We start from the raw sequence: 26667 nt of genomic DNA on the forward strand, positions 1-26667 counted from the left end.
GGGCCGCAGGGGGAGCGATCGAGGCAGCTGTCCGGAGTTGTGAACGCCCGGGCCTGCGGAACGACCCGCTACTGCGGGTCGCCGCCGAGCTGGCCGATCGGGACGATGGGTCCGCCGTCGTCGGCTCCGGTCTTGCGCCAGCGGGCGATCGCGTTGCCGCCGTGGTAGATCGCGAGCGCGGCCAGCGTACCGAGCACGATCGCGCCGAAGCTCAGGGTGCCGAGGTTCATCGTGAAGCCGGCGATCGCGATGACGAAGGCGACGGCGACCGTGTACTGGTTGACGGGGCGGGAGAAGTCCACCTGGTTGTCCACCCAGATCTTGATGCCGATGACGCCGATGAGGCCGTAGAGCGCGGTGGTCACACCGCCGAGCACGCCGCCCGGCATCGCGAAGATGACCGCGCCGATCTTGGGGGAGAAGGCGAGGAGGATCGCCACGATGCCGGCGACCCAGTAGGCGGCCGTCGAGTAGACGCGGGTGGCGGCCATGACGCCGATGTTCTCGCCGTACGTGGTGGTGCCCGAGCCGCCGAGGCCGCCCGCGACGACCGTCGCCACGCCGTCGGCGACGAGCGCACGGCCGGTGTGGCGGTTGATCGACGGGTCACCGGTCATCGTCGCGACGCCGCGGACGTGGCCGACGTTCTCCGCGATCAGGACGAGGACGACGGGGAGGAACATCGGCAGGGCGCCCCACGCGACCGGGTCGCCGAAGGCGGGGAAGTGGAACTCGGGCAGGCCGATCCAGGCGGCGCTGGCGACGCCCGAGAAGTCCACGCGGCCGAGGATCATCGCCACGACGTACCCGACGACGACGCCGAGGAAGATCGAGATGCGGCCGAGGAACCCGCGGAACAGCACCGCGAACACGATGCAGGCGACGAGGGTGATCGTGCCGAGCAGGGCGTCGGTCTGGAAGTTCTGCCACGCGACCGGCGCGAGGTTGAGGCCGATGAGGGCGACGATGGCGCCGGAGACGACCGGCGGCATGAGCTTCTCGATCCAGCGGGTGCCGGTGGCCTGCACGAGGAAGCCGACGCCGGCGAGCAGGAGGCCCGCGACGAAGACGCCGAGAAGTGCCTGTCCGTACTGCTCCGGCGTCTCCAGCGGCTTGCCGCCGCCGGGGCCGAGGGCGAGGATCGGCGCGAGGAACGCGAACGACGACCCGAGGTAGCTGGGGAGGCGGTTGCGGGTGAGGAGCAGGAAGAGCAGCGTGCCGACGCCCGAGAACAGCAGGGTCGTCGAGACGGGGAAGCCGGTGATGACGGGCACGAGGAAGGTGGCGCCGAACATCGCGACGACGTGCTGCGCGCCGATGGCGATCGTGCCGCCCCAGCTCAGACGCTCGTCGGGCTTCACGACGGCGCCGCGCTCGACGTGGCGGCCGTCGCCGTGGAGTTTCCAGGTGGGCATGGCGATGCTCCTCAGATTCGGGGGAAGGTCGGGCGTGATGCTCGACGTCAGGTTATCTGGGAGAACCCTGGGAGCGCCGGAACGGCGCGCGCGCTCAGGCGGTGAGCAGGCCCAGCAGCTCGCGGTACTTGTCCGCCGTGCGCGCGACGATGTCGGTGGGAAGCTCGGGCGGCGTGCCCTCCTGGTCCCACTGGGCGGCGAGCCAGTCGCGGACGATCTGCTTGTCGAAGCTCGCCATCCGTTCGGCCGGTGTCGTGCCGGTGCGCCACGACTCGGCATCCCAGTAGCGCGACGAGTCGCTCGTGAGGACTTCGTCGGCGAGGGTGAGGATGCCGTCGGCATCCACCCCGAACTCGAACTTCGTGTCGGCGAGGATCAGCCCCTTCGCCTCGGCGATGGCGGCGGCGCGGGTGTAGATCTCGAGCGAGGCATCGCGGAGTTCGGCGGCGCGGTCGGCGCCGACGAGCTCGACGGTCTGCGCGAACGTGATGTTCTCGTCGTGCTCGCCCATCGGCGCCTTGTAGGCGGGGGTGAAGAGGGGCTCGGGCAGACGGTCGCCGTTGTCGAGTCCGGCGGGGAGCGGGATGCCGCACACCGTCTGGCTCGCCCGGTACTCGGCCCACCCGGAGCCGGTGAGGTAGCCGCGCACGACGCACTCGATCGGCTGCATGTCGAGCGCGCGCACGACCATCGCCCGGTCGGCGACCTCGGCGGGCGGGGTCGCGCCGGCGACGAGGTGGTTCGGCACGGGGCGTCCGCCGTCGGCGCCGGCGAGCTGATCGAACCACCAGAGGCTCAGGCTCGTGAGCAGCGCGCCCTTGTCCGGGATGCCGGGGCTCAGCACGTGGTCGAACGCGCTCACGCGGTCGCTCGCGACGACGAGCATCGTGCCGGGGGCGGTGCCGCTCTCGGAGGCGGGCCGGTACAGGTCGCGCACCTTCCCGGAGTACACGTGGGTCCAGCTGGGGAGTTCGCGCGCGTCGGTCACCCGTTCATTATCCCGGTCGGGTGTGGTCATCAGTGATCGCGCTCGCTCTTCGCGTGATTGCGCCGTCAGGCGATCAGTTCGTAACGTGCGCGGCCGCCGCGACGGCGGGTGCGTGCGGAGTCTATCCACGCGGGCGGCGTGAGCCACACCGTCGCGGACGTGCCGACGCCTTCGACATCGATGTCCCAACCATCGTCGTGCACCCGATGGTGGCAACCCGAACAGAGCAGCACCCCGTTCGACAAATCTGTCGGACCGCGATCTCGCTCCCACCATCGGAGGTGATGCACGTGGCACCAGGTGAGCGGGGCGCCGCATCCTGCACAGCCACCGTCGCGCTCACCGAGCGCCAGCTTCTGCGCGCGGGTGAAGAGCCGCTTCGCTCGACCCCAATCGAGGATCTCGGACTCGCCTCCGAGCACGCAGGGGATGAGTTCTGCGTCAGCTGCCAGCCGGCGGGCGGCCTGTGCGCTCACGGGTACGTCGGTGCCGTCGATGGTGGCCGAGCCGTGGCCCGTGAGGAGGGTGTCGATGTCGACCCGGACGATCACCGTCGCCGACGGCCCGGTGGGGAGTGCGACGCACCCGAGTCCGTGGCGGCAGAGATCTGCAAGGGCGTCGGCCTGCAGCTGCTTCACGCTGCGCTGATCGCGCTCCGCTTCGTCGAGGTGCTCATTGCGTCGCAGGGCGTCGGTGACGAGCCCATCGATCGCCGCCCGGATCGGTGCCGCCGTCTCGGGGTCGAGCCGCGCCGTCAGCACGACCATTCCCTCGCGCTCCTGGATGACGAGCGAGCGCTCGCCGCGTCGCTCCTGCTCCCTCGGCTCGACGCCGTCGGGATCCAGATGTGCCTCAGCGCGGGCGAGCAGCCGTTGGAGTTCGTCGGGACGTAGCCCGTGGGCGCGGTCGACCAGTTGCCGCTCGGCATTATCCCGCGCGAGGGGAGTGCAGCGCGTCGATACCCGGTCGAGCAGGGCGACGATCTGCGAGGCCGCCCACGTGCCCAGTGCGCCGCACGCCACCGCCGCACCGACGTGCGGGTGCGCCGCCGGGAGCTCCTCGCCGGTCAGCGAGCGCCGCGGCGCGGTTGCCTCTCCCACCTGAACGAGTCGCGCCGCCTCGCCGCCCGTGGTGCCGGTAGCGGTCGCGATCATCGCGACGGGTGTGCGAAACCCCTGGCGCTTGGCGAGCGAGTCGCGGCCGAGCTCGGTGCGCGACTGCCGCGCCACCTCGGCGGCGACGGGGGCCAGCGCCGCCTCGACCTGCCGTTTGAGGGCGCCGAACGCCGCCGTGACAGCCACGAGTTCGCCCGGGGTCAGGGCCTCGGGCGCCCGCTCGCCACCGGCTGCCGCGAGCGCGGCCAGCGCCTCGGCGATGCGATCGAGCGGGGTGATCATGCGTCGAATTTAGAAGAAATGTTCGAGCGTTGATGGGAGTTATCCACAGGGGTGCGCGGGCGAGGACGGGGAGCGGCGTTTCGTCTCGCTGCGCTCGCTCAACGACCGGAGGGTCGCGCTCGCTCAACGACCGGGGGGTTGCGCGGGCGAGGACGGGGAGCGGCGTTTCGTCTCGCTGCGCTCGCTTAACGACCGGAGGGTCGCGCTCGCTCAACGAACGGAAGGGTGAGCGGGCGAGGACGGGGAGCGGCGTTTCGTCTCGCTGCGCTCGCTTAACGACCGTGCGCTCGCTCAACGACCCGGGGTGATGCTGTCGACGAACGCGAAGGCCTCGTCGACGACGCCCTCCCACAGGTCGGCGGAGGCGTCGGGCACGAGCACCCACTCGCGCATCGCCCGCTCGCGCATGATCATGCGCTCGGCGCGGCCCGTGGCATCCAGCTCGGTGACCCGCGCTTCGGGGAGCTTCGCGATGATCCCCGACTTCACGCGGAAGGCGAAGATCTTGCCGCGGATGCGGAGTCCTTCGCTTCCGAACATGGGACCGATGTCGACGCCCTCGCGTCGCAGGTGTGCGGCGGCGAGGGCGTCGAACAGCTCGTCGGGCGAGGTCATGCCGTCAGTATGGCGTCACCCGTCCCGTCCGGCCAGCTCCAGGACCGAGACGGCGGCGTCGCCGTGGGATGCCGTGACCTCCACGGCGCGTCCCCGCAGTTTCCGCGGCAGCTTCGCGATGCCGTCGGCATCCGTCTCCAGCACGACCTCCTCGCCGTGACCGTCGACGGCTCGCACGTGGACGAGCGCTCCTTCGACCGGTCCGGGGTCTCCCGGCCGCCCGGGGACCGGCTCGGCCCGCTCGATCGTGACCCGGAGGAGTCCGTGCCCCAGGTCCGCCTCGAGGACCAGCCGCGGGAAGGCGGCGCGGTAGACGCGCAGTTCGGGGTCTCCCAGCAGGTTGAGGCTGAAGATCTGCCACCGGTCGTAACCCGACCAGTAGCCGGTCGACCCGAAGACGCCCACGCGGCTGTCGTTGAGGAGTCCGAGGTGCCGCGTGGAGGCGAGGCGGTGGAAGAACGCCCGCTGGAAGTCGTCGCCCACGCCGATCCACGAGAACCTCGTGTTGCCGACGTAGCCGACGGCGCCGCCCGCGCCGTTGAGCAGCAGCGCCTCTCCCATGGCGTCACTCGCGTCGAACCCGTTCGTGAGGCACGAGTCGGCGTAGCCGATGAAGCCCGGGGTGCCGTTGCGGAGCGCGGCGGCCATGCCCGTGCTGAGGTGCGCGACGCCCGACTGGCTGCCGTGTCCCGACAGCGACACGAGGTGCGGTGCGGCATCGAGCCCGCCGCGCAGGCCCGACTCCGTCAGGTACTGCACGGGCGCCGACCAGCGGTCGAACCACGACAGGTCGCGCTCGTCCTCGTAGTGCCGCGAGAACCGGTCGATGCCGGGCACCTCGCTGCGGATCTGCTTCCGCAGCCGCTCCTGGTCGGCCATCGACCCTTCGGCCCCCTGCGGGTTGAACTCGTACGCCTGCGGTGCCCGCTCGGCCGCGGCGCCGTGCACGACGATCCACGGGCTCGGCACCGGGAAGGTCAGCGTCGTGAAGAACAGCGGGATGCGGATGGCGCTCGGTCGCGCGTCGGTCGCCGACATCGCGTAATACCAGCCGCGCACGGATGCCGACGGGTCGGTCTTGAAGGGCAGTTCGCGCCGATCGGTCTCGGTGATCCGGGCGATGAGGTCCCACGTGTAGTCCGCGGGCGCGGCGGTGAGCTTCAACAGCGCCCGGTTCTGACCCGCCTGGGTGACGAACTGGTTGTCACCGGGCGTGGCGGCGGCGGTCGGCCACAGGAAGGTGCGTCCGCCCCAGTCGGACGACACGAGGACCATACGGCGCGGCCAGTCGCGGTCGGCCAGCAGCCCCCACACGCCCCCGGCTCGTTCGTAGGCGAGCGTCTTGTCGACGAACACCGCCGCCTGGGCGGCATCCTCCACGGGAGCACGCCCGACGCTCAGGTCGGTGCGCAGCACGACGCCGTCGATGTCGGTGCCGTCGGCGTGGTTCTGCCCGTAGAGGCCGTTGCCCGCGGCATCCCACGCGTGCTCCGGCACGTACACCCAGGGGAGCGTGAAGGAGAAGAACCCGATGTCGATGCGCCTGGTGCCGATGAGGAAGCTCGACAGGCTCGCGTAGTAGAAGTCGGTGGGGATCGTGTTCCACGCGTACAGGAACTGCAGCGGTGTCGCGACGAGGCTCTGCGGTCCCTCGACGCGGATCCACTCGGTGGGAGTGGCGCTCCGGGTCGCGTAGTCGTCGCCGGTGGTGAAGTACCAGCCGGGCGACGCGCTGCCCGACGTTCCGGCGGCGTCGTACGGGATGAGGGTGCCGTCGCTGATGCGGGTGAGCCGGTTGTCGACGCTGTTGCCCCACCAGTCGCCGAGCGCCTGCGCGTGGATGCGGAGGTGCGCGCCCGTCCAGAAGCTCTGCCCGTTGTCGGGCTTCGCGTTCGTGCCGACGGCAACCGTGCCGAGCATGCCGCCGGCAGCCTGCCGGGCGGGCACGATCGAGACGTCGCCGCCCACGAGCAGCCACGAGATTCCCCAGTCCTGCCGCTTCGCGACGAGGAACCTCCGGATGACCTCGGCGAGGTCGCGGGAGCCCGTGCGGAAGTCGCCCCAGCGCCCGTCGAGGATCTCGGTGATCGTGACCACGCGGGCCGTGATGCCCCGCGCGCGCTTGGCCTGAGCGAGCCGCTCGAACTGCGCGACGACGCCGGGTCGCGGCGCTCCGCGCGTGAGCGTCATCGGATTCCACGTGTAGTCGTCGGTGACGATGACGTACGCGGAGGGGAACTCGAACCGCGGCCAGTCGAGCTCGATCTTCCCGACGACCTCAGGGTTCAGCACCGAACCGCGGACGACGTCGCGTAAGCGCACGCTCTCCGTCTCGGTCACGGGGAGCGCCTCCGGCAGGAGCTGCAGTCGCTGCTCGTCGAACGCGTCGCCGAACCGCTCGCGGAACTCGGCGGCGGCCGCCTCCCGGTCGTCGATGGCGGGCTCGGGGCCGAACTGCACCGTGACGGTGACCGCGGTGCACAACTCGAGCACGGCTTTACGGGTCATCCGCACGGGCGAGATCTCGATCACGGCGATGCGGATGCCGCCGACCGTCTCGATCCCGGCCGATCGCACGACGGGCGGCGGCTCCTCGGCGGCGGCGAGGTAGGCGTCGACGTCGGGCGGCACGATCGGCGGGGCCGGGAAACCCGAGTCGATGGGTGCGCGGTCTTCGCGGCGGCAGCTGCAGTCGGCGTCGCAGTGCACGTGGGTTATGCGGGCGGCGGGCCGGGCGTGCTGCGCGGGAGCGACGAAGGTCAGCCCTCGTGTCGCGCGCGTCCATTTCTCGCGCTCCACCGTCAGGCCGATCGGCCACTGACCGTCGGGCGCGGCGATCCGCACCCGCGTGACGGGCAGGGCGGGATGGCCGGGCGCTCCGCCGGTGGCGAAGTCCGTCAGTCGGACGACGACGCCCAGCGGCGTCTCCGTGAGGCTGAGGTCGTCCCGATCGACGGTGACCGTGAACGTGGTCGAGCGGTCGTCGGGCTGGTCGCGGTGCAGTTCGGTGCGCATGAGCGGCTCCGTTTCGCGAAGTGGAGGCGGCCATCGCCTCGACAGTGAGGAGCGCGGTCGGTGCCGGCTGATACCGATGTCGGAGTTTCGGTATATAGTCCATGTGGACTATTCGACGGACGATCTTCCGCCGGAGAAAAGCGCGCGGACGACGCGACAGCACTTCGGGGAGGCGACATGACGGATGCCGTGAGCACCGCCTCGGCGCGGCGCACCCTCACCCTGACGCCCCTGGGAGTGGTGGTCCTGGGTCTGCTCCGCGAGCGCGACATGCACCCGTATCAGATGCTGCGGCTCATGCAGCAGCGCCGCGACGACCGGCTCGTCGGCTGCTCGCGCGGCACGCTGTACCACACCGTCGCCCGGCTCGAACGGCACGGACTGGTCGAGGAGGTCGGCGTCGATCGCGACGGAAACCGTCCCGAACGCACGACCTACGCCGTGACGGATGCCGGTCGCGCCGCGGCCGACGACTGGGTGCGCGCCCGGCTGCCGCGGATCGACGGCATCCTCGAGTTCCGCGTCGCGCTCGGTGAGGCGCACGACCTGCCGCGCGCCGAGGTGGCGGCGCTCCTGTCCGAACGGCGCACCGCGCTGAGCGCGTATCGCGACGAGCTCCGCGCGGGCCTCGCCGGCGCCGCGAGCCGTCAGGTGCCCGCGCAGTTCCTCGTCGAGCTCGATCGCGAAGAGCACGTCCTCGCGGCCGACCTCGCCTGGCTCGACGGGTTCCTCACCCGCCTGGCCGACCCCGACATCCCCTGGGGCGTGCACGAAGTGCCCGTCGCCACCATGGCCCGACTCGCGGCCTTCAGAGAGAGTGTGATCGCATGACCGATCCTTCGACGGCATCCCGTCCCGACTCGGCGCCCCGCCCGGAGGCGGCACCCGCCCCGGAGACGCCCGCCCGCAGCCCCTGGCCCGCCCTGTGGGCGCTGGTCATCGGGTTCTTCATGATCCTCGTCGACACGACGATCGTCTCGGTCGCCAACCCCGCCATCAAGGCGGCCCTCGACCCCGCGACGAACAACCTCGACAACGTCGTGTGGGTCACGTCGGCCTACCTGCTGACCTACGCCGTGCCGCTCCTGATCACGGGGCGCCTCGGCGACCGGTTCGGCCCGAAGAACATCTACCTCATCGGGCTCGCGATCTTCACGCTCGCGTCGCTGTGGTGCGGACTCTCCGGCACGCTCGAGATGCTCATCGCGGCGCGTGCCGTGCAGGGCCTCGGCGCCGCCCTCATGACCCCGCAGACCATGGCCGTCATCACGCGCACCTTCCCCGCGACGCGCCGCGGCGCGGCGATGGGCCTGTGGGGCGCGACCGCCGGCATGGCGACGCTCGTCGGCCCGCTCGCTGGCGGCCTGCTCGTCGACGGGCTCGGCTGGCAGTGGATCTTCTTCATCAACCTCCCCGTCGGCGTCATCGGCTTCGTGCTCGCGTGGATCCTCGTGCCGTCGCTCGAGACCCACCCGCACCGCTTCGACTTCGTGGGCGTCGTGCTCAGCGCCGTGGCCCTCTTCCTCATCGTCTTCGGGCTGCAGGAGGGCGAGAAGTTCGCCTGGACCACCTGGATCTGGCTCATGATCGGAGCCGGCGTCGTCGTGCTCGGCATCTTCATCTGGACGCAGGCGCGCACCCGCAGCGAGCCCCTCGTGCCGCTCGAGCTCTTCGCGAACCGCAACTTCTCGATCTCGAACCTCACGATCGCGGCCGTCGGCTTCACCGTCACGAGCATGTCGCTGCCGCTCATGTTCTTCGTGCAGCTCGCCCGGGGACTCACGCCCACCGAGTCGGCGCTGCTGCTCATCCCGATGGCGGTGCTGTCGGGGGTGCTCGCGCCGTTCGCGGGCAAGCTCCTCGACCGGTCCGACCCGCGGCTCCTGCTCGTGCCCGGACTGCTGCTGGTCGCGACGTCGCTCTTCTGGTACTCGTCGCTCATGAACGTCGACACGGAGATCTGGATGTTCCTGCTCCCGTCGGCGCTCATGGGAATCGGCAACGCGGGCATGTGGGGTCCGCTCGCCACCACCGCCACGCGCGACCTGCCGCCACGCCAGGCCGGCGCCGGCGCGGGCATCTACAACACCACGCGCACCGTGGGCTCCGTGATCGGATCGGCCGCGATCGCCGCCGTCATGCAGTCGCGGCTCTCCGCCCACCTGCCCGGTGCCTCCGACGCCACGAGCGGCTTCGGCGAGGGCGCCCTGCCCCCGTTCGTGGTCGACGGCTTCTCGGCGGCCATGTCGGAGGCGATCCTCGTTCCCGCGGGCGTCATCCTCATCGGCGTCGTGGCCGTACTGTTCCTGCGCCGACCGGCATCCGTCGCCGCGCCCGCCCCGCGCCGCTGACGCGCGGGCGGGAGCGGCGCGTCAGTCGGCGACGCGGGCGGCGATGTCGGTGCGGTGGTGCGAGCCCTCCAGCGAGATCTCGCCCAGCGCGCGATAGGCGCGCTCCCGCGCCTGCGAGAACGTGTTGCCGAGCGCCACGACGTTGAGCACGCGGCCGCCGGTCGCGACGAGGCCGCCGTCGCGCTCGGCCGTGGCCGCATGCGCGAGGTGCACGCCGTCGACGGATGCCGCGGCATCCAGTCCCGTCAGAACGCGCCCCGTGACGGGAGCCTCCGGGTATCCCTCGCTCGCGAGCACGACCGTCACCGCGACCGCCTCGGCGAACGCCGGCGACGGCTCGTCCTCGAGCGTGCCCGACGCCGCCGCGAGCAGCAGGCTCGACAGCGGAGTCACGAGACGCGCGAGCACCACCTGGGTCTCGGGGTCGCCGAAGCGCGCGTTGAACTCGATGACCTTGATGCCCTGCTCCGTCAGGATGAGCCCGGCATAGAGCAGGCCGATGAAGGGGGTGCCCTCGGCATCCAACTGGCGGACGACGGGTTCGGCGACCGTGCGGGTGACCTCGGCGACGAACTCCTCCTCGCCGCCGAACGCCCCCGCCAGCCACGGCAGCGGCGAGTACGCGCCCATGCCGCCGGTGTTCGGACCGGCGTCGCCGTCGTAAGCCCGCTTGAAGTCCTGCGCCGGGCTGAGCGCCCGCACGGTGTCGCCGTCGGACACGAAGAAGAGCGACACCTCGGGCCCACTCAGGAACTCCTCGACCAGGATCGGACCGGTCGGCAGATACGTCTCGGCGTGGGCGAGCGCGGCGTCGCGATCCGACGTCACGATCACGCCCTTGCCCGCCGCGAGCCCATCGGCCTTCACGACGTACGGGGCGCCGTACTCGTCGATCGCGGCGGCCACCTCGTCGCGCGAATGCGCGCGCGTGGCACGACCGGTCGGAACGCCCGCGGCATCCATCACCCGCTTCGCGAACGCCTTGGAGCCCTCCAGCTGCGCCGCCGCCTTGCCGGGACCGAACACGGGGATGCCGCGCTCGCGCAGCGCGTCGGCCACGCCCGCCACCAGAGGCGCTTCGGGCCCGATGATGACGAGGTCGATCGCCTCGGTGTTGGCGTACTCCGTGACGGCGGCGGGGGAGTTCGCGTCGAGCCCCGGTACCAGGGCCGCATCGGCGGCGATGCCCGCATTGCCGGGAGCCGCGAAGAGTTCGTGACCGGCATCCTCGGCCTTCAGGGCGAGCAGGATGGCGTGCTCACGAGCACCGGAACCGAGGACGAGGATGCGCACCCGCCCAGCCTACCGAGGGGCCGCTCTCGACTCCCGTGTGTTCGTAACTCCTGCAATCCGTGTGCGTGCGCGCGTCGGCGCCGCGGAAATCCGAGGGCGGCCGGGTGGTACCCATCCGGATTGAAGGAGTTAGCGACGGCTAGCCTGGACCACATGCCGCGCAAGATCAGCACCGACGAGGGCCGCGCCGCGCTCGCCGCCGTCGCGGCTGTCGATGCCCCCGCGCGCGCGGAGCTCGCGACCGCCGTGCGCTACCTGCTGCAGCTGCTCGCGGAGAAGGCCCCGGGCAACTCCGTCGAGGTGCGGGTGCCGCCCTTCGGTGCCGTCCAGGTGATCGAGGGTCCCCGGCACACCCGCGGTACCCCGCCGAACGTCGTCGAGACCGACGCGACCACCTGGATCGCCCTCGCGACGGGAACCCAGAGCTGGGCGGATGCCGTCGCCGCCGGCCGCATCCTCGCGTCCGGCACGCGCGCCGACCTCACTGCGGTGCTGCCCGTTCGCCCCTGACCGACGCGGGCCCGCGAAGGCGCCCGGAGTGGGACAATGGAGGCATGTCCCACGCCGAGCACCACATCGAGACGGCGCAGCTGCGCCGCAGCCCCCGCTACGGGCGTCTCATGGTGGCCGGCGGCGTCCTCGGCCTCGTCGTGGCGTTCGTGCTCACGCTCGCCTTCGACGGCACCCAGGTCAAGAGCGAGAACACGGGTGTCCTCTACTCGATGCCGCAGGTGCTCGGCTTCGTCGCGCTCATCTGCGTGCCCATCGGTGTCGCCCTCGGCGGCGCGGTCGCGCTGATCCTCGACCGGGTGGTGGGCCGCCGTACCCGCGAAGTGCGCATCGACCGCGAGACCGTCGTCGAGGGTCCCGACGCGTCCTGACGCTCAGGCGAGATCGGCGATGACCGGCGCGATTGCCGAGTCGAACGCCGCGACGTCGCCGCGCAGACCATCGGTCACGGCGACCGTGAGCGACCCGATCCACCACACGCCGCGCTGAGTGAGCGGCAGCACCTGCACGTTGAGTTCGAACGAGTGCGCTCGCCGGCCCACGTGTCGCTCGTGCTGGGCGATCGCGCTCGCGTACGCCCGGTACGAGGAGCCGCTGCCGAGCGCCGCCCGATAGCGCTCGTGGGCGTGACGCGCGACAGCGACGGCATCCGGTCCGTGCGGTGCGATCGCCGCTCTCAACTCGGCGAACCCCTCGGTGGGGAGGGCGATGAGCATCTCGAACCCGTCGACGAGGTCGAGCGGAACCGGCGACGGGTGCGCCTGCGGCTCGACCGTCATCTCCCAGAAGCTGCGCCACTGGCGTTCGAGTCCGGGGTCGCGGTCGAACTCCGACGCGTCGGGCGCGGGCACGCCGCGCAGCGGAGGCAGTTCCTCGGGGTAGCGCAGTCCCAGCACCTGTCGCAGGTAGAGCGCGACGAGCACCGGCATCCCGGCGTCTTCGCGCACGACCCACTCCGGTCCGGCGGCGGCGTTCATGCCGCCATCCTAGGGACCGACGCCCTCGTGGTGTTCCGCGTACAGGCTGAATCGGTCGCGCGGGGCGCTGGAGGGCCGCAGATCGCCGGTTTTGCCTGTATGCGGCACGCGAGCGCCCGGTAGCCGCCACCCCACCCTGCCCCGATCCCGCCCCGGCCCCCGCACCCGGCCCCGGCGCCCACCCCCGTCCCGCCCCGGCGCCCGGCACCCGCCGGCCGACCGGCAGCGGCACCGGCACCGGCTGGGGGCCGGTAGGCTGTGGGGGTGGCCTCGACCCCACCGAATCCCTATACCCAAGCCGGCGTCGACACCGCGGCAGGCGACCTGGCCGTCGAGTTGATGAAGTCGGCCGTCAAGCGCACCCACGGGCCGGAGGTCTGGGGCGGCGTCGGCGGCTTCGCCGGCCTCTTCGACGCATCGGCGTTCCTCTCCTACGAGAAGCCGCTGCTGGCGACGTCCACCGACGGAGTCGGCACGAAAGTCGCGATCGCGCAGGCGATCGACAAGCACGACACCATCGGCCAGGACCTCGTCGGCATGGTCGTCGACGACATCGTCGTGGTGGGCGCGAAGCCCCTCTTCATGACCGACTACATCGCGTGCGGCAAGGTCTTCCCCGAGCGCATCGCCGACATCGTGCGCGGCATCGCCGACGGCTGTGCGGCGACCGGCACCGCCCTCGTCGGCGGCGAGACGGCCGAGCACCCGGGCCTCCTCGGGATCAACGACTACGACGTCGCCGGCGCGGCGACGGGCGTCGTGGAGGCGGGGAAGGTGCTCGGCGCCGAACGCGTCCGCGCGGGCGACGTGGTGCTCGCCCTCGCTTCCAGCGGCCTCCACTCCAACGGCTACTCCCTCGTCCGCCACATCGTCGCCGGCCGCGGTATCGGCTACGGCGACAACGCGGCCGACTTCGGCACGACGTGGGGCGAAGCGCTCCTCGAGCCGACGCGTCTGTACACGTCGCCGCTCCTGCGCCTGCTCGACACGATCCCGGATGCCGTCCACTCGCTCAGCCATGTCACCGGCGGCGGCATCGCCGCGAACCTGGCGCGCGTGCTGCCGCAGGGCACCTGGGTCGACGTCGACCGATCGACCTGGTCGCCCTCGCCGGTGTTCCGCGTGCTCGCCGACCTCGCCGACCTCGAGCTGACGGCCACCGAGGGCACGTGGAACCTCGGCATCGGCTTCCTCGCGGTGGTCGCGCCGGATCAGGCCGACGCGGCGATCTCGGCGCTGGCGACAGAGGGCATCCACACGTGGCAGGTCGGCGTCGTCGGTGACGGGACGCGACCGGCCGGAGACTTCGAGCAGGGTGCGAAGGGGGTCGACGGCGGCGCCGTGCGGCTCGTCGGCACGTACGCAGAAACGGACTGAGCTACACCAGATGTGCGGAATCGTCGGGGTCGTCAGTCAGGGGCCCGCCAACCAGGAGGTCTACGACTCGCTGCTGCTGTTGCAGCACCGCGGGCAGGACTCCACGGGAATCGCCACCGCCGAAGCCAACGGCGTCTTCCACATCTTCAAGGCGAAGGGTCAGGTGCGCGAGGCGTTCCGCACCCGCGACATGCGGGCGCTCCTGGGCGACATCGGTCTGGGTCACGTGCGCTACGCGACGAAGGGCACCGCGTCGAGCGAGGAGGAGGCGCAGCCGTTCTACGTGAACGCGCCGTACGGCATCGTCCTCGTCCACAACGGCAACCTGACGAACACGCGTGAGCTCACCGAGGAGCTCTTCCGCAACGACCGCCGGCACCTCAACACGTCGTCGGACACCGAGTTGCTCGTCAACGTCCTCGCGAACGAGTTGCAGCAGTCGATCTCGGGGCTCGAACTCGACCCGACGCAGATCTTCCAGGCCGTCGGCCGGGTGCACGAGCGGGTCGAGGGCTCCTACGCCGCCATCGCCCTCATCGCCGGCTACGGGCTCCTCGCGTTCCGCGACCCGTTCGGCATCCGTCCGCTGATCCTCGGCACCCGCAAGGCCGAGAACGGCAAGTACGAGTGGACCGTGGCATCCGAGTCGCTCGTGCTCGAGAACGGGGGTTTCGAGGTCGTGCGCGACGTCGAGCCCGGCGAGGCCGTGTTCATCGATCTCGACGGTCACCTCCACACGCACCAGTGCGCGACCGACCCGCAACTCGTCCCGTGCTCGTTCGAGTACGTGTACCTGGCTCGTCCCGACAGCATCATGAACGGCATCTCGGTGTACGAGGCGCGGCTGCGCATGGGCGAGCGGCTGGCCGACACGATCGCGAAGTACACGCCGTCCGGGTCGATCGACGTGGTCATGCCGATCCCCGACTCGTCGCGGCCGGCAGCCATGCAGGTGGCACGCAAGCTGGGGCTCGAGTACCGCGAGGGCTTCTACAAGAACCGCTACGTGGGCCGCACGTTCATCATGCCGGGGCAGGCGGTGCGCAAGAAGAGCGTGCGTCAGAAGCTCAACGCGATGTCGAGCGAGTTCAAGGGCAAGAACGTGCTGCTCATCGACGACTCGATCGTCCGCGGCACGACGTCCCGCGAGATCATCCAGATGGCTCGGGATGCCGGTGCCCTGTCGGTGACGTTCGCGTCGGCCGCGCCGCCGGTGCGTTTCCCGCACGTCTACGGCATCAACATGCCCTCGCGTCAGGAGCTCGTCGCGCACGGCCGGACGATCCCGGAGATCGCCGAGGAGCTCGGCTGCGACTACCTCGTGTACCAGGAGGTCGAGGACCTCAAGGCGGCCATCCTGGAGGGCTCGCCCGACGTCGAGGACCTCGACATGAGCTGCTTCGACGGCCGCTACGTCACCGGTACGGTCTCCGAGGAGTACCTGGCCTGGGTCGAGGGCAACCAGGAGAGCTGAGCCGGCACGTCAGCGCGTGACCTCGGCCGCCCCGGCCACCGCCACGCGCCGACGCCCTAGGCTGGATCGGTGACGTCCGCTCCCACCCGCCCGCTGTGGCGCGGACGCACGCTGGCGCTGCTGGGGATCGCCCTGTTCGCGTTCTCGCTGCGGTCGGCGGTGGCGTCGCTGTCGCCGGTGCTCGACCACATCCAGGACGACTTCGACGTCCCCGCGGCGATCGTCGGCGCGATCGGCACGGCGCCGCCCGTCTGCTTCGCCCTCTTCGGCCTGCTCACCCCGCGGCTGGTGCGGCGCCTGGGGCTCGAGCGGCTGACGGTGGTGGCGCTCGTCGTCGTGTCCGCCGGGCTCATCGCGCGAGGACTGTCGACGGATGCCGTCATGCTGGCGGTCTCGACGGCCGTCATCTTCGCGGGTGTCGGCGTCGGCAACGTCCTCCTGCCGCCGCTCGTGAAGAAGTACTTCCCCGACCGGATCGGTCTCGTTACGACGCTCTACTCGATGACGATGGCGTTCTCCACGTTCCTGCCTCCGCTGTTCGCGGTGCCCGTGGCCGATGCGGTGGACTGGCGCGCGTCGCTGTCGATGTGGGCGATCTTCAGCGTGCTCGCGATCCTGCCGTGGGCTGCGCTCCTCATCCGCGAGCGGGGCGGGGATGCCGTCGTCGTCGAGGAGGCGAACGCGCAGTTGTTCGGGCGCCTGTGGCGACTTCCGCTCGCCTGGGCGATCACGGTCACCTTCCTCGTGTCGAGCGCCGTCGCCTACACGAGTTTCGCGTGGCTCCCGCCGCTGCTCATCGACACGGCGGGGGTCGCACCGGCGGAAGCCGGCGCCCTGCTGTCGCTGTTCGCGTTCATGGGACTGCCCGCGTCGCTCACGGTCCCCGCTCTCGCCTCGCGCCGCCGCGCCCTGCCTGTGCTGTTCGCGATCGCGGTGGTCGCGGGACTCGTGTCGATCGGCGGTCTGCTGTGGGCGCCGACGGCGGCGCCCGCGCTGTGGGTGGTGCTGCTCGGCATCACGCCGCTCTACTTCCCGCTGGCGCTCGCGCTCATCGGGCTGCGCGCGCGCACGCACGAGACGGCGGTGGCGCTGAGCGGGTTCGTGCAGAGCATCGGCTACGCGATCGTCGCCGCGCTGCCTTTCGGCGTCGGCGTCGTGCACGATCTGACGGGCGCGTGGACGATCCCGCTCGTCGCGCTCGCGGTGTTCATCGTCGCGTCGATCCCGGCGGGGGTGCGACTGGCGAAGCCCGGCACCGTCGAGGACGAGTGGGAGCAGCGCAACGCGCGTCCGTGGTGACGGACGACAGGGTCAGGCTTTTTCGAGCTCGTCCTCGTCGTCGGCGTACTGGTCGGCCCACTTGTCGACGTACGCGTCTTCCTCGTGGTGCCCGAGCTCCTTTTCCAGAGCGGAGTAGTTCACGTTGTACGTGTCGTACTTGAGTTCGCGAGCGATCTTGGTGTGCTTCGCCTTCTGACGGCCACGCCCCATGCGAGACCCCCTCATTTCAGAGTCACGGGCTTGAGTGAATATACCCGTCGCAGAATGGTCCGGCGTTGAGCCGGTAAGAGTAGCATTCAGGATAACACGGTGCATTGAGGCCATCGTCGTCTGATGCTCCGGGTTCGCAGGGGAACACACGCTCGACAACGAGTTCGGAGGTTGAATCATGACCGACCAGCCAGATCCTGCCGGCGTCGCTCCCGACGCCCACCGTGGAGAACGCCGAGAAGACCCGGTGCCGCATCGCGCGGTCATCGTCGGAGCCATCCCGGATCAGCCGACCCGCGTGCTCAAGGAGGCGGGCCGCTACGCGAAGCTGTTCGGGGCTCCGCTCATCGTCGCGCACGTCGACGTCACCCGCTTCGTGACCTACGAAGACCCCGACGGGTACGTGCACTCCGCGCCGATCGACCTCGACCTCTCAGCGGGTGAGACGCAGCTGGCCGTCGTGAAGGATGCCGCGGCATCCGTGTTCACGGGCACCGACGTCGACTGGAGCGTCCGCCAGCTGGTGGGCGATCCCGCGCTGGCCCTCAAGCACTTGGCGGATACGTCCGACGCGCGGCTGATCGTCGTGGGCACGCGGCGACGCGGCTTCGGCGAGTCGGTCCGCGAGTTCTTCACCGGATCGGTCGCCGCGCGCCTCGCGCACCGTCAGGCCCGCCCGATCCTCGTGGTGCCGCTGGAGGAGCCCGCGCGCGACGACGAGGAGCTCTGGCCCGAGGGGTGATTGCCGCTCGGTCGAGGGGCGGGCGTTTCGTCTCGCTGCGCTCGCTCAACGACCGGGAGGCCGCGACCCCCATCGGTCGTTGAGCGAGGAGCGCAGCGACGAGACGAAACGCGTCGCTCCGACTCAGCCCCGCAGGGCGACGGTGAGTGCGCGTTGCGCCTGCGTCAGCGCTTCCTCCAGCGCGTCGACGGCCGTCGACGGCAGCGCGCCGCCGCGAGCGACGTGGGTGCGCAGGTCGGCGCGCACCGTCGCGCGGAACTCGGTGACGGCGGCATCCGCGCGACGCAACTGCTCCCGCGACGCGGTGCGCACGTCGTCGGCGGGACGCGGCGGACCGTTGCGCTCACCGGCGGTGGCGGGTCGATCGGCCTGTGCCGCTCGATCGGCCTGTGCGGCTGCGGCGAGGTCGGCGCGCAGGCTCTTCATCGCCTCGCGAACACTGCCGCGCACCTCGTCCGCGATGAGGCGCACACTGTCGGCGAGACCTGCCTCAATGCCCTCGAGGTCATGTGCGCGGTCGGCGACTTCGGTGCGACCGGCATCCGTGATCTCGTAGACGGTCTTGCGGCCGTCGACGGTCTTGGTGACCAGGCCCTCCTCTTCGAGCTTCGCGAGGCGGGGATAGATGGTGCCGGCGCTGGGGGTGTAGGTGCCGCCCGTGCGATCGGACAGTGCCTGCATGAGGTCGTACCCGTGACGCGGGGCCTCGTCGAGCAGACGCAGCAGGTAGAGGCGCAGGTCGCCGTGGGAGAAGACGGGGGGCATGCTCACCACTCCTCGGGGGTGGGGGCCTCGTCGATGCCCACGGGGTCGACGCTGCGGCGGAGCACCGTGACGGCGCCGGAGACCGAGTTGGCGCGGACGTCGACGAATGTGCCGCTGAGTTCGCCGACGGAGTCGGTGTAGTTCGTGGGCGACGAGGTCGACCGCTTGATCCCGTCGACGGTGACCCGACCGCTGACGCTGCGGAGCACGTAGTTGGCGGGGAGCGACTCGTCGACCCGCACGCTCGCATCACCGGACACGGTGTTGAGGTTCACGGCCTGGATCTCGCCGGTCGTGTCGATGAGCATGTCTCCCGAGACGGTGTCGACGGATGCCTTCCGCAGCCGGCCGGTGGCGGCGACGTCGCCCGAGACGGAGTTGGCGCTGAGCGCACCCTCCAGACCGCGGATCTGCACGTCGCCCGAGACCGCGTTGACCGAGACGTCGCCGGTGTGACCGTCGACGATGATGTCGCCCGAGACGGTGTTGAGGCGGGCGTCGGTCGTGAGCCCCGAGACGAGGGCGCTGGCGCTCACGACGCCGAGGTTGAGGTCGGTGCCCCGGGGCACGGCGACGCTGATCTCGGCTTTCGGTCCACCGCTACCGAAGTTGCGGAACACTTCGAGGAAGTTGTCCCAGCGCAGCTGCGCGTGGTCGATCTCGACCGTGTCGCCGGTCGCCTCGATGCGCAGATCTTTCACGCTGACGCCGTGCACCTCGATGCGGATGCCGGGTTCGTCGTGCGCGACGACGTCGACCTGCCCGCCGACGAGGCCGACCTTGAGTCGGCGCACGCCCTCGATGTCGATGACACGGGTCTCGCCCGGGTGGATGAGCCACTTCTCCAGGGTCATGATGTCCTCCGTCCGCGACCGACCCTCCGTGGATCGAGATATATCGCGTGTTGAGAGAGTAACACGATATATCTCGAGTTTGTCAATGGCATCCGGTTCGTTGGTTCCTGCTGGGGGCTGTTGCGGGCGGGCATGGCCGGGGGGCTGGGTCGGGGCTGGGGCTGGGGGCTGGGCCGGGGCATGTCCCACTTTGTGCTGCTTGGGGCGGGTGGATTCGACCGGAAAGTGGGACATGGTCGGATGCCGCCTGGCTGCATGTCCCACTTTGTGCCGCTTTGGGCGCGCGAATTCGACCGGAAGTGGGACATGGTCGGATGCCAGCTGGCCGCATGTCCCACTTTGTGCCGCTTTGGGCGGGCGGATTCGACCGAAAGTGGGACATGGCCGGATGCCGCCTGGCTGCATGTCCCACTTTGTGTTGCTTTGGGCGGGTGGACTCGACCGGAAGTGGGACATGGTCGGATGCCGGGCCAGCTACATGTCCCAACTTGTGCCGCTTTGGGCGCGCGAATTCGACCGAAAGTGGGACATGGTCGGATGCCAGCTGGCCGCATGTCCCACTTTGTGTTGCTTTGGGCGGGTGGACTCGACCGGAACTGGGACATGCCCCACCGGAACTGGGACATGCCCCACCGGAACTGGGACATGCCCCACCCAAAGTGGGACATGCCCCACCCAAAATCGGGACATGGTTCAGCTCAGGAAGCACCGCGACAGCGCCGGCGCTTGACCTTGACGCAGCGTCAACCTCTACCGTGGCAGACATGACGAACGAATGGTCGATCCAGCAGATCGCCAAGCTCGCCGGAACCACCAGCCGGACCCTCCGGCACTACGGCGAGCTCGGGCTCCTCCTCCCGTCGAGCACCGGCGCCAACGGCTACCGGTACTACGACGAGGCGGCGCTCGTGCGGCTGCAGCGCATCCTCCTCCTACGGGAACTCGGCCTCGGCCTCCCGCAGATCGGGGAGATCCTCGCGCGACCCACGAGCCAGGAGAGCGCCCTCGAGGGCCACCTGGCGTGGCTGCGCGAGGAGCAGGACCGTCTGACACGGCAGATCGCGTCGGTCGAATCGACCATTCACGCGATGAGAGGAGGTGAACGATTGATGGCAGAGAAGATGTTCGACGGGTTCGACCACACGCACTATCGCGACGAGGTCGAAGAGCGCTGGGGCGCCGACGCCTACGCGGCGGGCGATGCCTGGTGGCGCGGCATGGACTCCGCGGAGAAGCGCTCGTGGCAGGAACGCACGAGCGCGCTCGCGCAGGCCTGGGCAGACGCCGCTTCCCGGGGGATCGACCCCGCAGGCGACGATGCGCAGGCGCTCGCGGAGCGTCACGTCGCGTGGCTCACCGGCATCCCCGGCACCCCCGCCGCCGACCCCGGCGGCGATGTGAAGGCGTACGTGACGGGACTCGCCGACATGTATGTGGCAGACCCCCGCTTCGCGAAGAACTACGGCGGCGAGCCGGGCGCCGAGTTCGTGCGTGACGCGCTCCACCACTACGCGCACACGCGGCTCTGACCCGCGAGGCGGTCGGAGCCCATGAAGAAGGCCCCCACGGTGATCCGCGGGGGCCTTCTGGTCAAGAGGTCAGGTTCGGCTGCCGCCGCGCACGACCCGCAGCAGGAAGGCGATGAGGGCGATGACGCCCACGATCAGCGCGACCCACAGCAGCCACTGCAGCGAGGCGTTCAGCCCGCTCACGATGGCCAGCACGATGGCGACGACGATGACGATGATAAGTGCGATGTTCATAACTGTGCTCCGTTCTGCAGCCCGCGACCGATCGGGTGAGCGGGGTGCGTTCGCCTCGACGGTAGGCCACAGGACGGCCGCGCCACAGACCCTTGACGCTGCGAGCGCGGCGGTGCTAGGGGCACCGGCGGCGCGGTGCCCAGCGCCACGCGGAACGGTGCCTAGCGCCGCCGAAGAGCCGCGGTCAAGCCCCTCACCCGAGCGAGGCGCGAGGCCTAGCGTCGAGTCGTCGAAGGAGGATGCCATGCCCGCTGGACGCGGCTCGAACAGCCTGAAGGACCCCGAGCTCTACGAGGAGCTCCGCAAAGACGGCGCCTCCAAGGAGAAGGCCGCGCGCATCTCCAACGCCGCCGCCCGCGACGGACGCTCCGCCGTGGGTCGCCGTGGTGGGGCGTCGGGCGACTACGAGGACTGGACGGTGGCGGACCTCCGCTCCCGCGCGAAGGAGCTCGGCCTCTCCGGCTACTCGGGCAAGCGCAAGAGCGAGCTGATCTCGCTGCTGCGCGAGCATTGAGCACCCCTGTGGTGTCGGCGCGCGTGAGAGATTGGTGACATGCCGAGACTCGCCCGCGTCCGCCCCGGAGTAGACCTCGGCTACCGGCGCCTGCGCTCCGGGAGCGGCTTCCGCTACGTCGACGCCGACGGTGCCGCCCTGCCCGCCGCGGAGCGCGAGCGGGTGACCGCCCTCGTCATCCCGCCAGCGTGGCAGGAGGTGTGGATCTGCGCGTCGCCCCACGGTCACATCCAGGCGACCGGGATCGACGACGCCGGCCGGCTCCAGTACATGTACCACCCGCAGTGGACCGCCGGGCGCGACAAGGGGAAGTTCGCGCGCGCCCTGCAGCTGGCGGAGTCCCTGCCTCGTGCCCGCGCTCGCGTGACGACCTCGCTCCGCCGCGACGACCTCGACCGGGAACGCGTGCTGGCCGCCGCCTTCCGGCTGCTCGACCAGGCCGCGCCACGCGTCGGGTCGGAACGCTATCTCGAACGCCACGGCAGCCGCGGCCTCACGACGCTCAAGAGACGGGATGCCGCCATCGACGGCACCGTGACGAGCCTCCGGTTCCCCGGCAAGAGCGGCAAGCGGCAGAACCTGCAGATCGACGACGAAGACCTGGCCCTCGTCGTGGCGATCATGGCCGCCGGGCGCCCGGCATCCCCCCTGCTGGCCTATCAGCGCAGCAGGCGGAGGGTGGCCCTCACCCCGAAGGAGGTGAACGCGTACGTGCGGGCGATGACGGGCGGCGCGTTCACCGCAAAGGACTTCCGCACGCTGCGAGGCACGATCCACGCCGCCGACGCCCTCGCGCGCATCGGCCTGGTCGACACGAAGACCGAACGCAAGCGCGCCGAGGTGCTCGCCGTCCGCGCGACGGCGGAGATGCTCGGCAACACCCCCGCTGTCGCGCGCAGCTCGTACATCGACCCGCGGGTCTTCGCCGCCTACGGGAAGGGACGCGTGCTCGACCTTGCGGTGTCGCCCGAATCGGCGATCCGTGCGCTCATCCTGGGCTGACTCGGCCCTACCGTGAGGGCATGGCTTCTGCACGGGCTTCGCACTGGTTCTCGCCGGCGGCCCTCGGACTCGTGATCGCCGGCGGCGCCCTCGGCGTCGCCGTGCGCGCGGCTCTCGTGCTGCCGCTCGAAGGGGGCCATCCCCTCGTCGTCCCGGCCGTGACGCTCGCCGTCAACGTCCTCGGCTCGTTCCTGCTCGGCGCCGTCGTCGGGGCGCTCGACGACCGCCGTCCGCTCCTCCGACTGTTCCTCGGCACGGGCGCCCTGGGGGGCTTCACGACCTACAGCGCGTTCGCGGTGCAAGTGGTCACCACCTCGCGCGACGCGCCCGTCGTGGGGCTCGCGCTCGCCGCCGTATCGGTGATCGTGGGCGTCGTGGGTGCCACGGCCGGGCTGCTCGTGGGCCGTCGGGTCGCGGGGGCACCGAACGCGTCGGAAGACCCGGAGGATGCCGAATGACCGCCCTCGATGTCGTCGCCCTGGTCGTCGGCGGCGGGCTCGGCGCGGGCGCGCGCTACCTCGTCGACGGCGTCGTCATGCGGGGACGCCGCGGCGTGTTCCCCCTCGGCATCCTGGTCGTGAACGTGTCGGGCGCGTTCCTCCTCGGGCTCCTCACCGCACTGGCGGGGGCGGTGGGCCCGGTGTGGCTGGCGATCGCGGGCGTGGGGGTGCTCGGCGGGTACACGACCTTCAGCACGGTGTCGGTCGAGACGGTGCTCCTGGCGCAGCGCGGACGTCGCGACTGGGCGTGGCTCAACCTGCTCGGCACGCTCGTCCTCAGTGTTGTCGCCGCCGCGCTGGGCGTGCTGATCGGCGGCTGGATCGACGGCCTGCTCCCCGGGTGAGATCCGACCGCGGTACCGCCCGCCGTCCTCCCTGGGGGGGAGGGCGGATGCGGTGCCGCGTGGGAGAATGACATCGATACAGTTCTGTATCGGCTCGCTCCTGCATGCAAAGGCCACCCGTGTCGAACCTCGCCGTCCTGAGCCTCAAGAACCGTGCGCTCATCGCTCTCATCACGATCGTCGCCGCCGTCTTCGGCGGTCTCGCCCTGACGAGCCTCAAGCAGGAGCTCATCCCCTCGATCGAGTTCCCGCAGCTGTCGGTGCTGACGACCTACCCGGGCGCCTCTCCCGACGTCGTCAACAACGACGTGTCGACGCCCATCGAGACCGCGATCCAGGGAGTCCCGGGACTGGAGTCGACGACCGCGACCAGCACGACGAACGCGTCGATCATCCAGGCATCCTTCACCTACGGCACCGATCTGGCCACCGCCGAGCAGAAGATCCTCCAGGCGATCAACCGCATCAAGAGCGACCTGCCCGAGTCGGTCGAGCCGAACGTCGTCTCCTTCTCGATCGACGACCTGCCCGTCATCGCCCTCGCCGTCACCGGCTTCGACGACGAGCGCACCATCGAGGAGCAGCTGGAGGCGAGTGTCGTCCCCGACCTCGAAGACGTCGACGGCGTCAGCGCCGTGGCCATCATCGGCGGGCAGGGCCAGCGGGTCACGATCGTCCCCGACCAGGCGAAGCTCGCCGCCGCCGGCTACACCCAGACCGCCATCACCGACGCGCTCGACCAGAACGGCGTGCTCTTCCCCGGCGGATCGGTGACCGAGGGCGAGCAGACCCTCACGGTGCAGACCGGCACCAAACTGGCATCCGTCGACGAGATCTCCGACCTCCCGCTCGTGCCCGGCGACGCCGAACAGCTCGCCGGGGGCGCCGTCACGATCGCCGACGTCGCCGACGTGTCGCTCGACACCGACCCGGTGACCTCCATCTCGCGCGTCAACGGCGAACCCGCGCTCACGCTCTCCATCACGAAGCTCCCCGCCGCCAACACGGTCGACGTCTCACGCGGCGTCGCGGCCGTGATCCCCGACCTGCAGGACGCGATCGGCGCGGATGCCGAGTTCACCGTCGTCTTCGACCAGGCGCCCTACATCGAGCAGTCGATCGAAGCGCTCGCGCAGGAAGGTCTTCTCGGTCTCGTCTTCGCGGTGCTCGTGATCCTCATCTTCCTGCTGTCGGTGCGCTCCACCCTCGTCACGGCGATCTCGATCCCGACGAGCGTGCTCATCACCTTCGTCGGCATCCAGGCGTTCGGCTACTCGCTCAACATCCTCACCCTCGGCGCCCTCACGATCGCGATCGGCCGCGTCGTCGACGACTCCATCGTCGTGATCGAGAACATCAAACGGCACTACGTCGGCGATGCCGACAAGCTCCGCTCGATCCTGCTCGCGGTGCGCGAGGTGGCCGCCGCGATCACCGCGTCCACCATCACCACCGTCGCCGTCTTCCTCCCGATCGCCTTCGTGGGCGACGTGACCGGCGAGCTGTTCCGGCCGTTCGCGCTGACCGTCACGATCGCCATGACGGCATCCCTCTTCGTCGCCCTGACGATCGTCCCGGTGCTCGCCTACTGGTTCCTGCGACCGGGTAAGGCGCTGCGAGGCGCCGACGGCGAGGTCATCGACCCCGAGGACCCCGCCGCGCCGCCGTCGCGACTGCAGCGGGCCTACCTCCCCGTGCTGCGCTGGACGCTGAAGCACTCGTGGGTCACGCTGCTGCTGGCCGTGCTCGTGCTCGGCGGCACCGCCGCCGCCGCGCCCCTCATGAAGACCAACTTCCTCGGCGACTCGGGGCAGAACACGTTCACCGTCACGCAGGAGCTCGGGCAGGCTCCGAGCCTGGATGCCGAGGATGCCGCAGCCGCCACCGTCGAGAAGGCCATCCTCGGTGTCGACGGCATCGAGACCGTACAGACCTCGATCGGCTCGAGCGGCTCCGCCGTGCGCGACGCGTTCGCCGGGGGCAGCGCGGGCATCACCTACTCGGTGACCACCGACACCGACGCCGACCAGGTGAAGGTGCGCGAAGACGTGCAGGCGGCCGTCGCCGACCTGGACGACGTCGGCACCGTCACGGTCTCCGCCGGGCAGGGCGGGTTCGGCTCGAGCGACATCGAGGTCGACGTCACCGCGCCCGACGCGGGCACCCTGTCCGACGCGACCGACGCGGTCGTGGCCGCGCTCGAAGGCAAGGACGGCATCGGCCAGGTCACCTCGAACCTCTCCGCGTCGTTGCCGTTCGTCGCCGTCGCCGTCGACCGCGACGAAGCGGCCTCGCTCGGACTGTCCGAAGTCGCCGTCGGCGCCCTCGTGTCCAACACGATGCAGCCGCGCGGCATCGGCAGCGTCGAGATCGACGGCACCGCCCTCACGGTGTACCTGCAGGCCGAGGACATCCCGCAGACGATCGCCCAGCTCAAGCGCCTCGAGATCGCGACGGCCGCCGGCCTCGTCCGGCTCGACGAGGTGGCCACCGTGAAGGAGAGCGAAGGCCCCACGTCGATCACGACCCAGCGCGGTCAGCGCACCGCGACGGTCACGGTCACGCCCTCGACCGACGACCTCAACACGGCGTCGGCGACCGTGCGGACCGCACTCCTCGACGTGGAGCTGCCGGCGGCGGCCGACGCCGAGGTCGGCGGTGTCGTGTCCCAGCAGCAGGATGCCTTCGGGCAGCTCGGACTCGCGATGCTCGCCGCGATCCTCATCGTCTACATCGTGATGGTGGCGACGTTCAAGTCGCTCCGTCAGCCGCTGCTGCTCCTCGTGTCGGTGCCGTTCGCGGCCACGGGCGCGATCCTGCTGCAGATCGCGACCGGCGTGCCGCTGGGTGTGGCATCCCTCATCGGCGTGCTCATGCTGATCGGCATCGTCGTGACGAACGCGATCGTGCTCGTCGACCTCGTGAACCAGTACCGCGAAAAGGGACTCACGACCCACGACGCGACCGTGGCCGGAGGGGCCCGACGACTGCGACCGATCCTCATGACGGCTCTCGCGACGATCTTCGCGCTGACCCCGATGGCGCTCGGCATCACCGGCCACGGCGGGTTCATCTCGCAGCCGCTCGCGATCGTCGTGATCGGCGGGCTCGTCTCCTCGACGGTGCTGACACTGCTCGTGCTCCCGACGCTCTACAACCTCGTCGAGGGCGCGCGCGAGCGGCGGGCGCTGCGACGCGGCGACGGGGCAGCCGAGCCGGCCACCCCGGCATCCGACCCCGCCCCGACGACGCGGCGCGCGCGCTCCCGCGGCTGACACGG

At 70.6% G+C, this 26667-nt stretch carries 25 protein-coding genes; 14 read left to right on the top strand and 11 right to left on the bottom strand.

The genetic code is table 11. The features are described 5' to 3' along the window. Window positions 1-68: 68 nt before the first annotated feature. The 5 genes from P0Y48_12615 to P0Y48_12635 form a co-directional block, all read right to left on the bottom strand. Window positions 69-1415 (bottom strand): solute carrier family 23 protein, encoded by a 1347-nt coding sequence (locus P0Y48_12615; GenBank protein ID WEK13286.1) that lies wholly within the window; start codon window positions 1413-1415, stop codon window positions 69-71. 94 nt (window positions 1416-1509) lie between these two features. Next, the gene (locus P0Y48_12620; GenBank protein ID WEK13287.1) at window positions 1510-2433 is read right to left on the bottom strand and encodes a phosphoribosylaminoimidazolesuccinocarboxamide synthase; all 924 of its coding nucleotides are present in this window, start codon (window positions 2431-2433) and stop codon (window positions 1510-1512) included. Between the two features lie 35 nt (window positions 2434-2468). Then, window positions 2469-3800, bottom strand: a complete 1332-nt coding sequence (locus tag P0Y48_12625) for a DUF222 domain-containing protein (GenBank protein WEK13288.1) — start codon at window positions 3798-3800, stop codon at window positions 2469-2471. Between the two features lie 291 nt (window positions 3801-4091). After that, a complete protein-coding gene (locus P0Y48_12630) occupies window positions 4092-4415 on the bottom strand; it encodes a hypothetical protein (GenBank protein ID WEK13289.1) in 324 nt (107 codons plus the stop codon). 15 nt (window positions 4416-4430) lie between these two features. Then, window positions 4431-7430, bottom strand: a complete 3000-nt coding sequence (locus P0Y48_12635; protein WEK13290.1) for a C25 family cysteine peptidase — start codon at window positions 7428-7430, stop codon at window positions 4431-4433. A 177-nt stretch (window positions 7431-7607) separates the two neighbouring features. Here P0Y48_12635 and P0Y48_12640 point away from each other — a divergent pair, with 177 nt between their 5' ends. Both P0Y48_12640 and P0Y48_12645 read left to right on the top strand, forming a co-directional pair. Then, complete coding sequence (locus P0Y48_12640; GenBank protein ID WEK13291.1) at window positions 7608-8261, top strand: PadR family transcriptional regulator; 654 nt, start codon at window positions 7608-7610, stop codon at window positions 8259-8261. Between the two features lie 119 nt (window positions 8262-8380). Next, a complete protein-coding gene (locus P0Y48_12645) occupies window positions 8381-9781 on the top strand; it encodes a DHA2 family efflux MFS transporter permease subunit (GenBank protein ID WEK15081.1) in 1401 nt (466 codons plus the stop codon). A 21-nt stretch (window positions 9782-9802) separates the two neighbouring features. Here P0Y48_12645 and purD read toward each other — a convergent pair whose 3' ends face one another. Beyond that, a complete protein-coding gene (gene purD, locus P0Y48_12650) occupies window positions 9803-11074 on the bottom strand; it encodes a phosphoribosylamine--glycine ligase (protein ID WEK13292.1) in 1272 nt (423 codons plus the stop codon). Window positions 11075-11227: 153 nt separating this feature from the next. Here purD and P0Y48_12655 point away from each other — a divergent pair, with 153 nt between their 5' ends. Further along, window positions 11228-11584 carry a sterol carrier family protein gene (locus tag P0Y48_12655; protein ID WEK13293.1) on the top strand — a complete coding sequence of 119 codons (357 nt, stop codon included), beginning with the start codon at window positions 11228-11230 and terminating at the stop codon, window positions 11582-11584. A gap of 44 nt (window positions 11585-11628) precedes the next feature. Beyond that, window positions 11629-11955: a potassium transporter Trk gene (locus tag P0Y48_12660; protein WEK13294.1), complete on the top strand. Its 327-nt coding sequence runs from the start codon at window positions 11629-11631 to the stop codon at window positions 11953-11955. Between the two features lie 3 nt (window positions 11956-11958). Here the strand turns inward: P0Y48_12660 and P0Y48_12665 are convergent, their stop codons facing one another. Then, window positions 11959-12561 carry a zinc-binding alcohol dehydrogenase gene (locus P0Y48_12665; protein WEK13295.1) on the bottom strand — a complete coding sequence of 201 codons (603 nt, stop codon included), beginning with the start codon at window positions 12559-12561 and terminating at the stop codon, window positions 11959-11961. A gap of 264 nt (window positions 12562-12825) precedes the next feature. On the opposite strand from P0Y48_12665, the gene purM reads away from it, so the two are divergent. The 3 genes from purM to P0Y48_12680 all read left to right on the top strand — a co-directional run bounded on the left by purM (window position 12826) and on the right by P0Y48_12680 (window position 16711). Then, window positions 12826-13938: a phosphoribosylformylglycinamidine cyclo-ligase gene (gene purM, locus P0Y48_12670; GenBank protein ID WEK13296.1), complete on the top strand. Its 1113-nt coding sequence runs from the start codon at window positions 12826-12828 to the stop codon at window positions 13936-13938. Window positions 13939-13948: 10 nt separating this feature from the next. Next, entirely contained in the window at window positions 13949-15412 is a 1464-nt protein-coding gene (purF, locus tag P0Y48_12675) for an amidophosphoribosyltransferase (GenBank protein WEK13297.1), read from the top strand. 69 nt (window positions 15413-15481) lie between these two features. Then, window positions 15482-16711, top strand: coding sequence for an MFS transporter (locus P0Y48_12680; GenBank protein WEK13298.1), 1230 nt, complete (start codon window positions 15482-15484; stop codon window positions 16709-16711). Window positions 16712-16723: 12 nt separating this feature from the next. Here P0Y48_12680 and P0Y48_12685 read toward each other — a convergent pair whose 3' ends face one another. Continuing rightward, the gene (locus P0Y48_12685) at window positions 16724-16903 is read right to left on the bottom strand and encodes a DUF3073 family protein (GenBank protein WEK13299.1); all 180 of its coding nucleotides are present in this window, start codon (window positions 16901-16903) and stop codon (window positions 16724-16726) included. 178 nt (window positions 16904-17081) lie between these two features. Here P0Y48_12685 and P0Y48_12690 point away from each other — a divergent pair, with 178 nt between their 5' ends. Continuing rightward, entirely contained in the window at window positions 17082-17645 is a 564-nt protein-coding gene (locus P0Y48_12690; protein WEK13300.1) for a universal stress protein, read from the top strand. A gap of 123 nt (window positions 17646-17768) precedes the next feature. On the opposite strand, the gene P0Y48_12695 is transcribed toward P0Y48_12690, so the two are convergent. Both P0Y48_12695 and P0Y48_12700 read right to left on the bottom strand, forming a co-directional pair. Then, the gene (locus tag P0Y48_12695; GenBank protein WEK13301.1) at window positions 17769-18410 is read right to left on the bottom strand and encodes a PadR family transcriptional regulator; all 642 of its coding nucleotides are present in this window, start codon (window positions 18408-18410) and stop codon (window positions 17769-17771) included. Window positions 18411-18412: 2 nt separating this feature from the next. Continuing rightward, window positions 18413-19264: a DUF4097 family beta strand repeat-containing protein gene (locus tag P0Y48_12700; protein ID WEK13302.1), complete on the bottom strand. Its 852-nt coding sequence runs from the start codon at window positions 19262-19264 to the stop codon at window positions 18413-18415. 764 nt (window positions 19265-20028) lie between these two features. On the opposite strand from P0Y48_12700, the gene P0Y48_12705 reads away from it, so the two are divergent. Beyond that, the gene (locus P0Y48_12705; protein WEK13303.1) at window positions 20029-20793 is read left to right on the top strand and encodes a MerR family transcriptional regulator; all 765 of its coding nucleotides are present in this window, start codon (window positions 20029-20031) and stop codon (window positions 20791-20793) included. A 69-nt stretch (window positions 20794-20862) separates the two neighbouring features. On the opposite strand, the gene P0Y48_12710 is transcribed toward P0Y48_12705, so the two are convergent. Then, complete coding sequence (locus P0Y48_12710; GenBank protein ID WEK13304.1) at window positions 20863-21027, bottom strand: hypothetical protein; 165 nt, start codon at window positions 21025-21027, stop codon at window positions 20863-20865. Window positions 21028-21271: 244 nt separating this feature from the next. Between P0Y48_12710 and P0Y48_12715 the strand changes: the two genes are divergently transcribed. The 5 genes from P0Y48_12715 (at window position 21272) to P0Y48_12735 (ending at window position 26662) form a co-directional block, all read left to right on the top strand. Next, window positions 21272-21541, top strand: coding sequence for a Rho termination factor N-terminal domain-containing protein (locus P0Y48_12715; protein ID WEK13305.1), 270 nt, complete (start codon window positions 21272-21274; stop codon window positions 21539-21541). A 39-nt stretch (window positions 21542-21580) separates the two neighbouring features. After that, entirely contained in the window at window positions 21581-22543 is a 963-nt protein-coding gene (locus tag P0Y48_12720; GenBank protein WEK13306.1) for a DNA topoisomerase IB, read from the top strand. Between the two features lie 20 nt (window positions 22544-22563). After that, window positions 22564-23001 (top strand): CrcB family protein, encoded by a 438-nt coding sequence (locus tag P0Y48_12725; GenBank protein WEK13307.1) that lies wholly within the window; start codon window positions 22564-22566, stop codon window positions 22999-23001. Further along, on the top strand, window positions 22998-23387 hold the full coding sequence (gene crcB / locus P0Y48_12730; GenBank protein ID WEK13308.1) for a fluoride efflux transporter CrcB: 390 nt from the start codon (window positions 22998-23000) through the stop codon (window positions 23385-23387). Before P0Y48_12725 ends, crcB begins: the two co-directional genes overlap by 4 nt. A gap of 119 nt (window positions 23388-23506) precedes the next feature. Beyond that, window positions 23507-26662 carry an efflux RND transporter permease subunit gene (locus P0Y48_12735; protein WEK13309.1) on the top strand — a complete coding sequence of 1052 codons (3156 nt, stop codon included), beginning with the start codon at window positions 23507-23509 and terminating at the stop codon, window positions 26660-26662. The last annotated feature ends 5 nt before the right edge of the window (window positions 26663-26667 follow it).

The organism is Candidatus Microbacterium phytovorans, assembly GCA_029202445.1.
Classification (GTDB): Bacteria; Actinomycetota; Actinomycetes; order Actinomycetales; family Microbacteriaceae; genus Microbacterium; species Microbacterium phytovorans.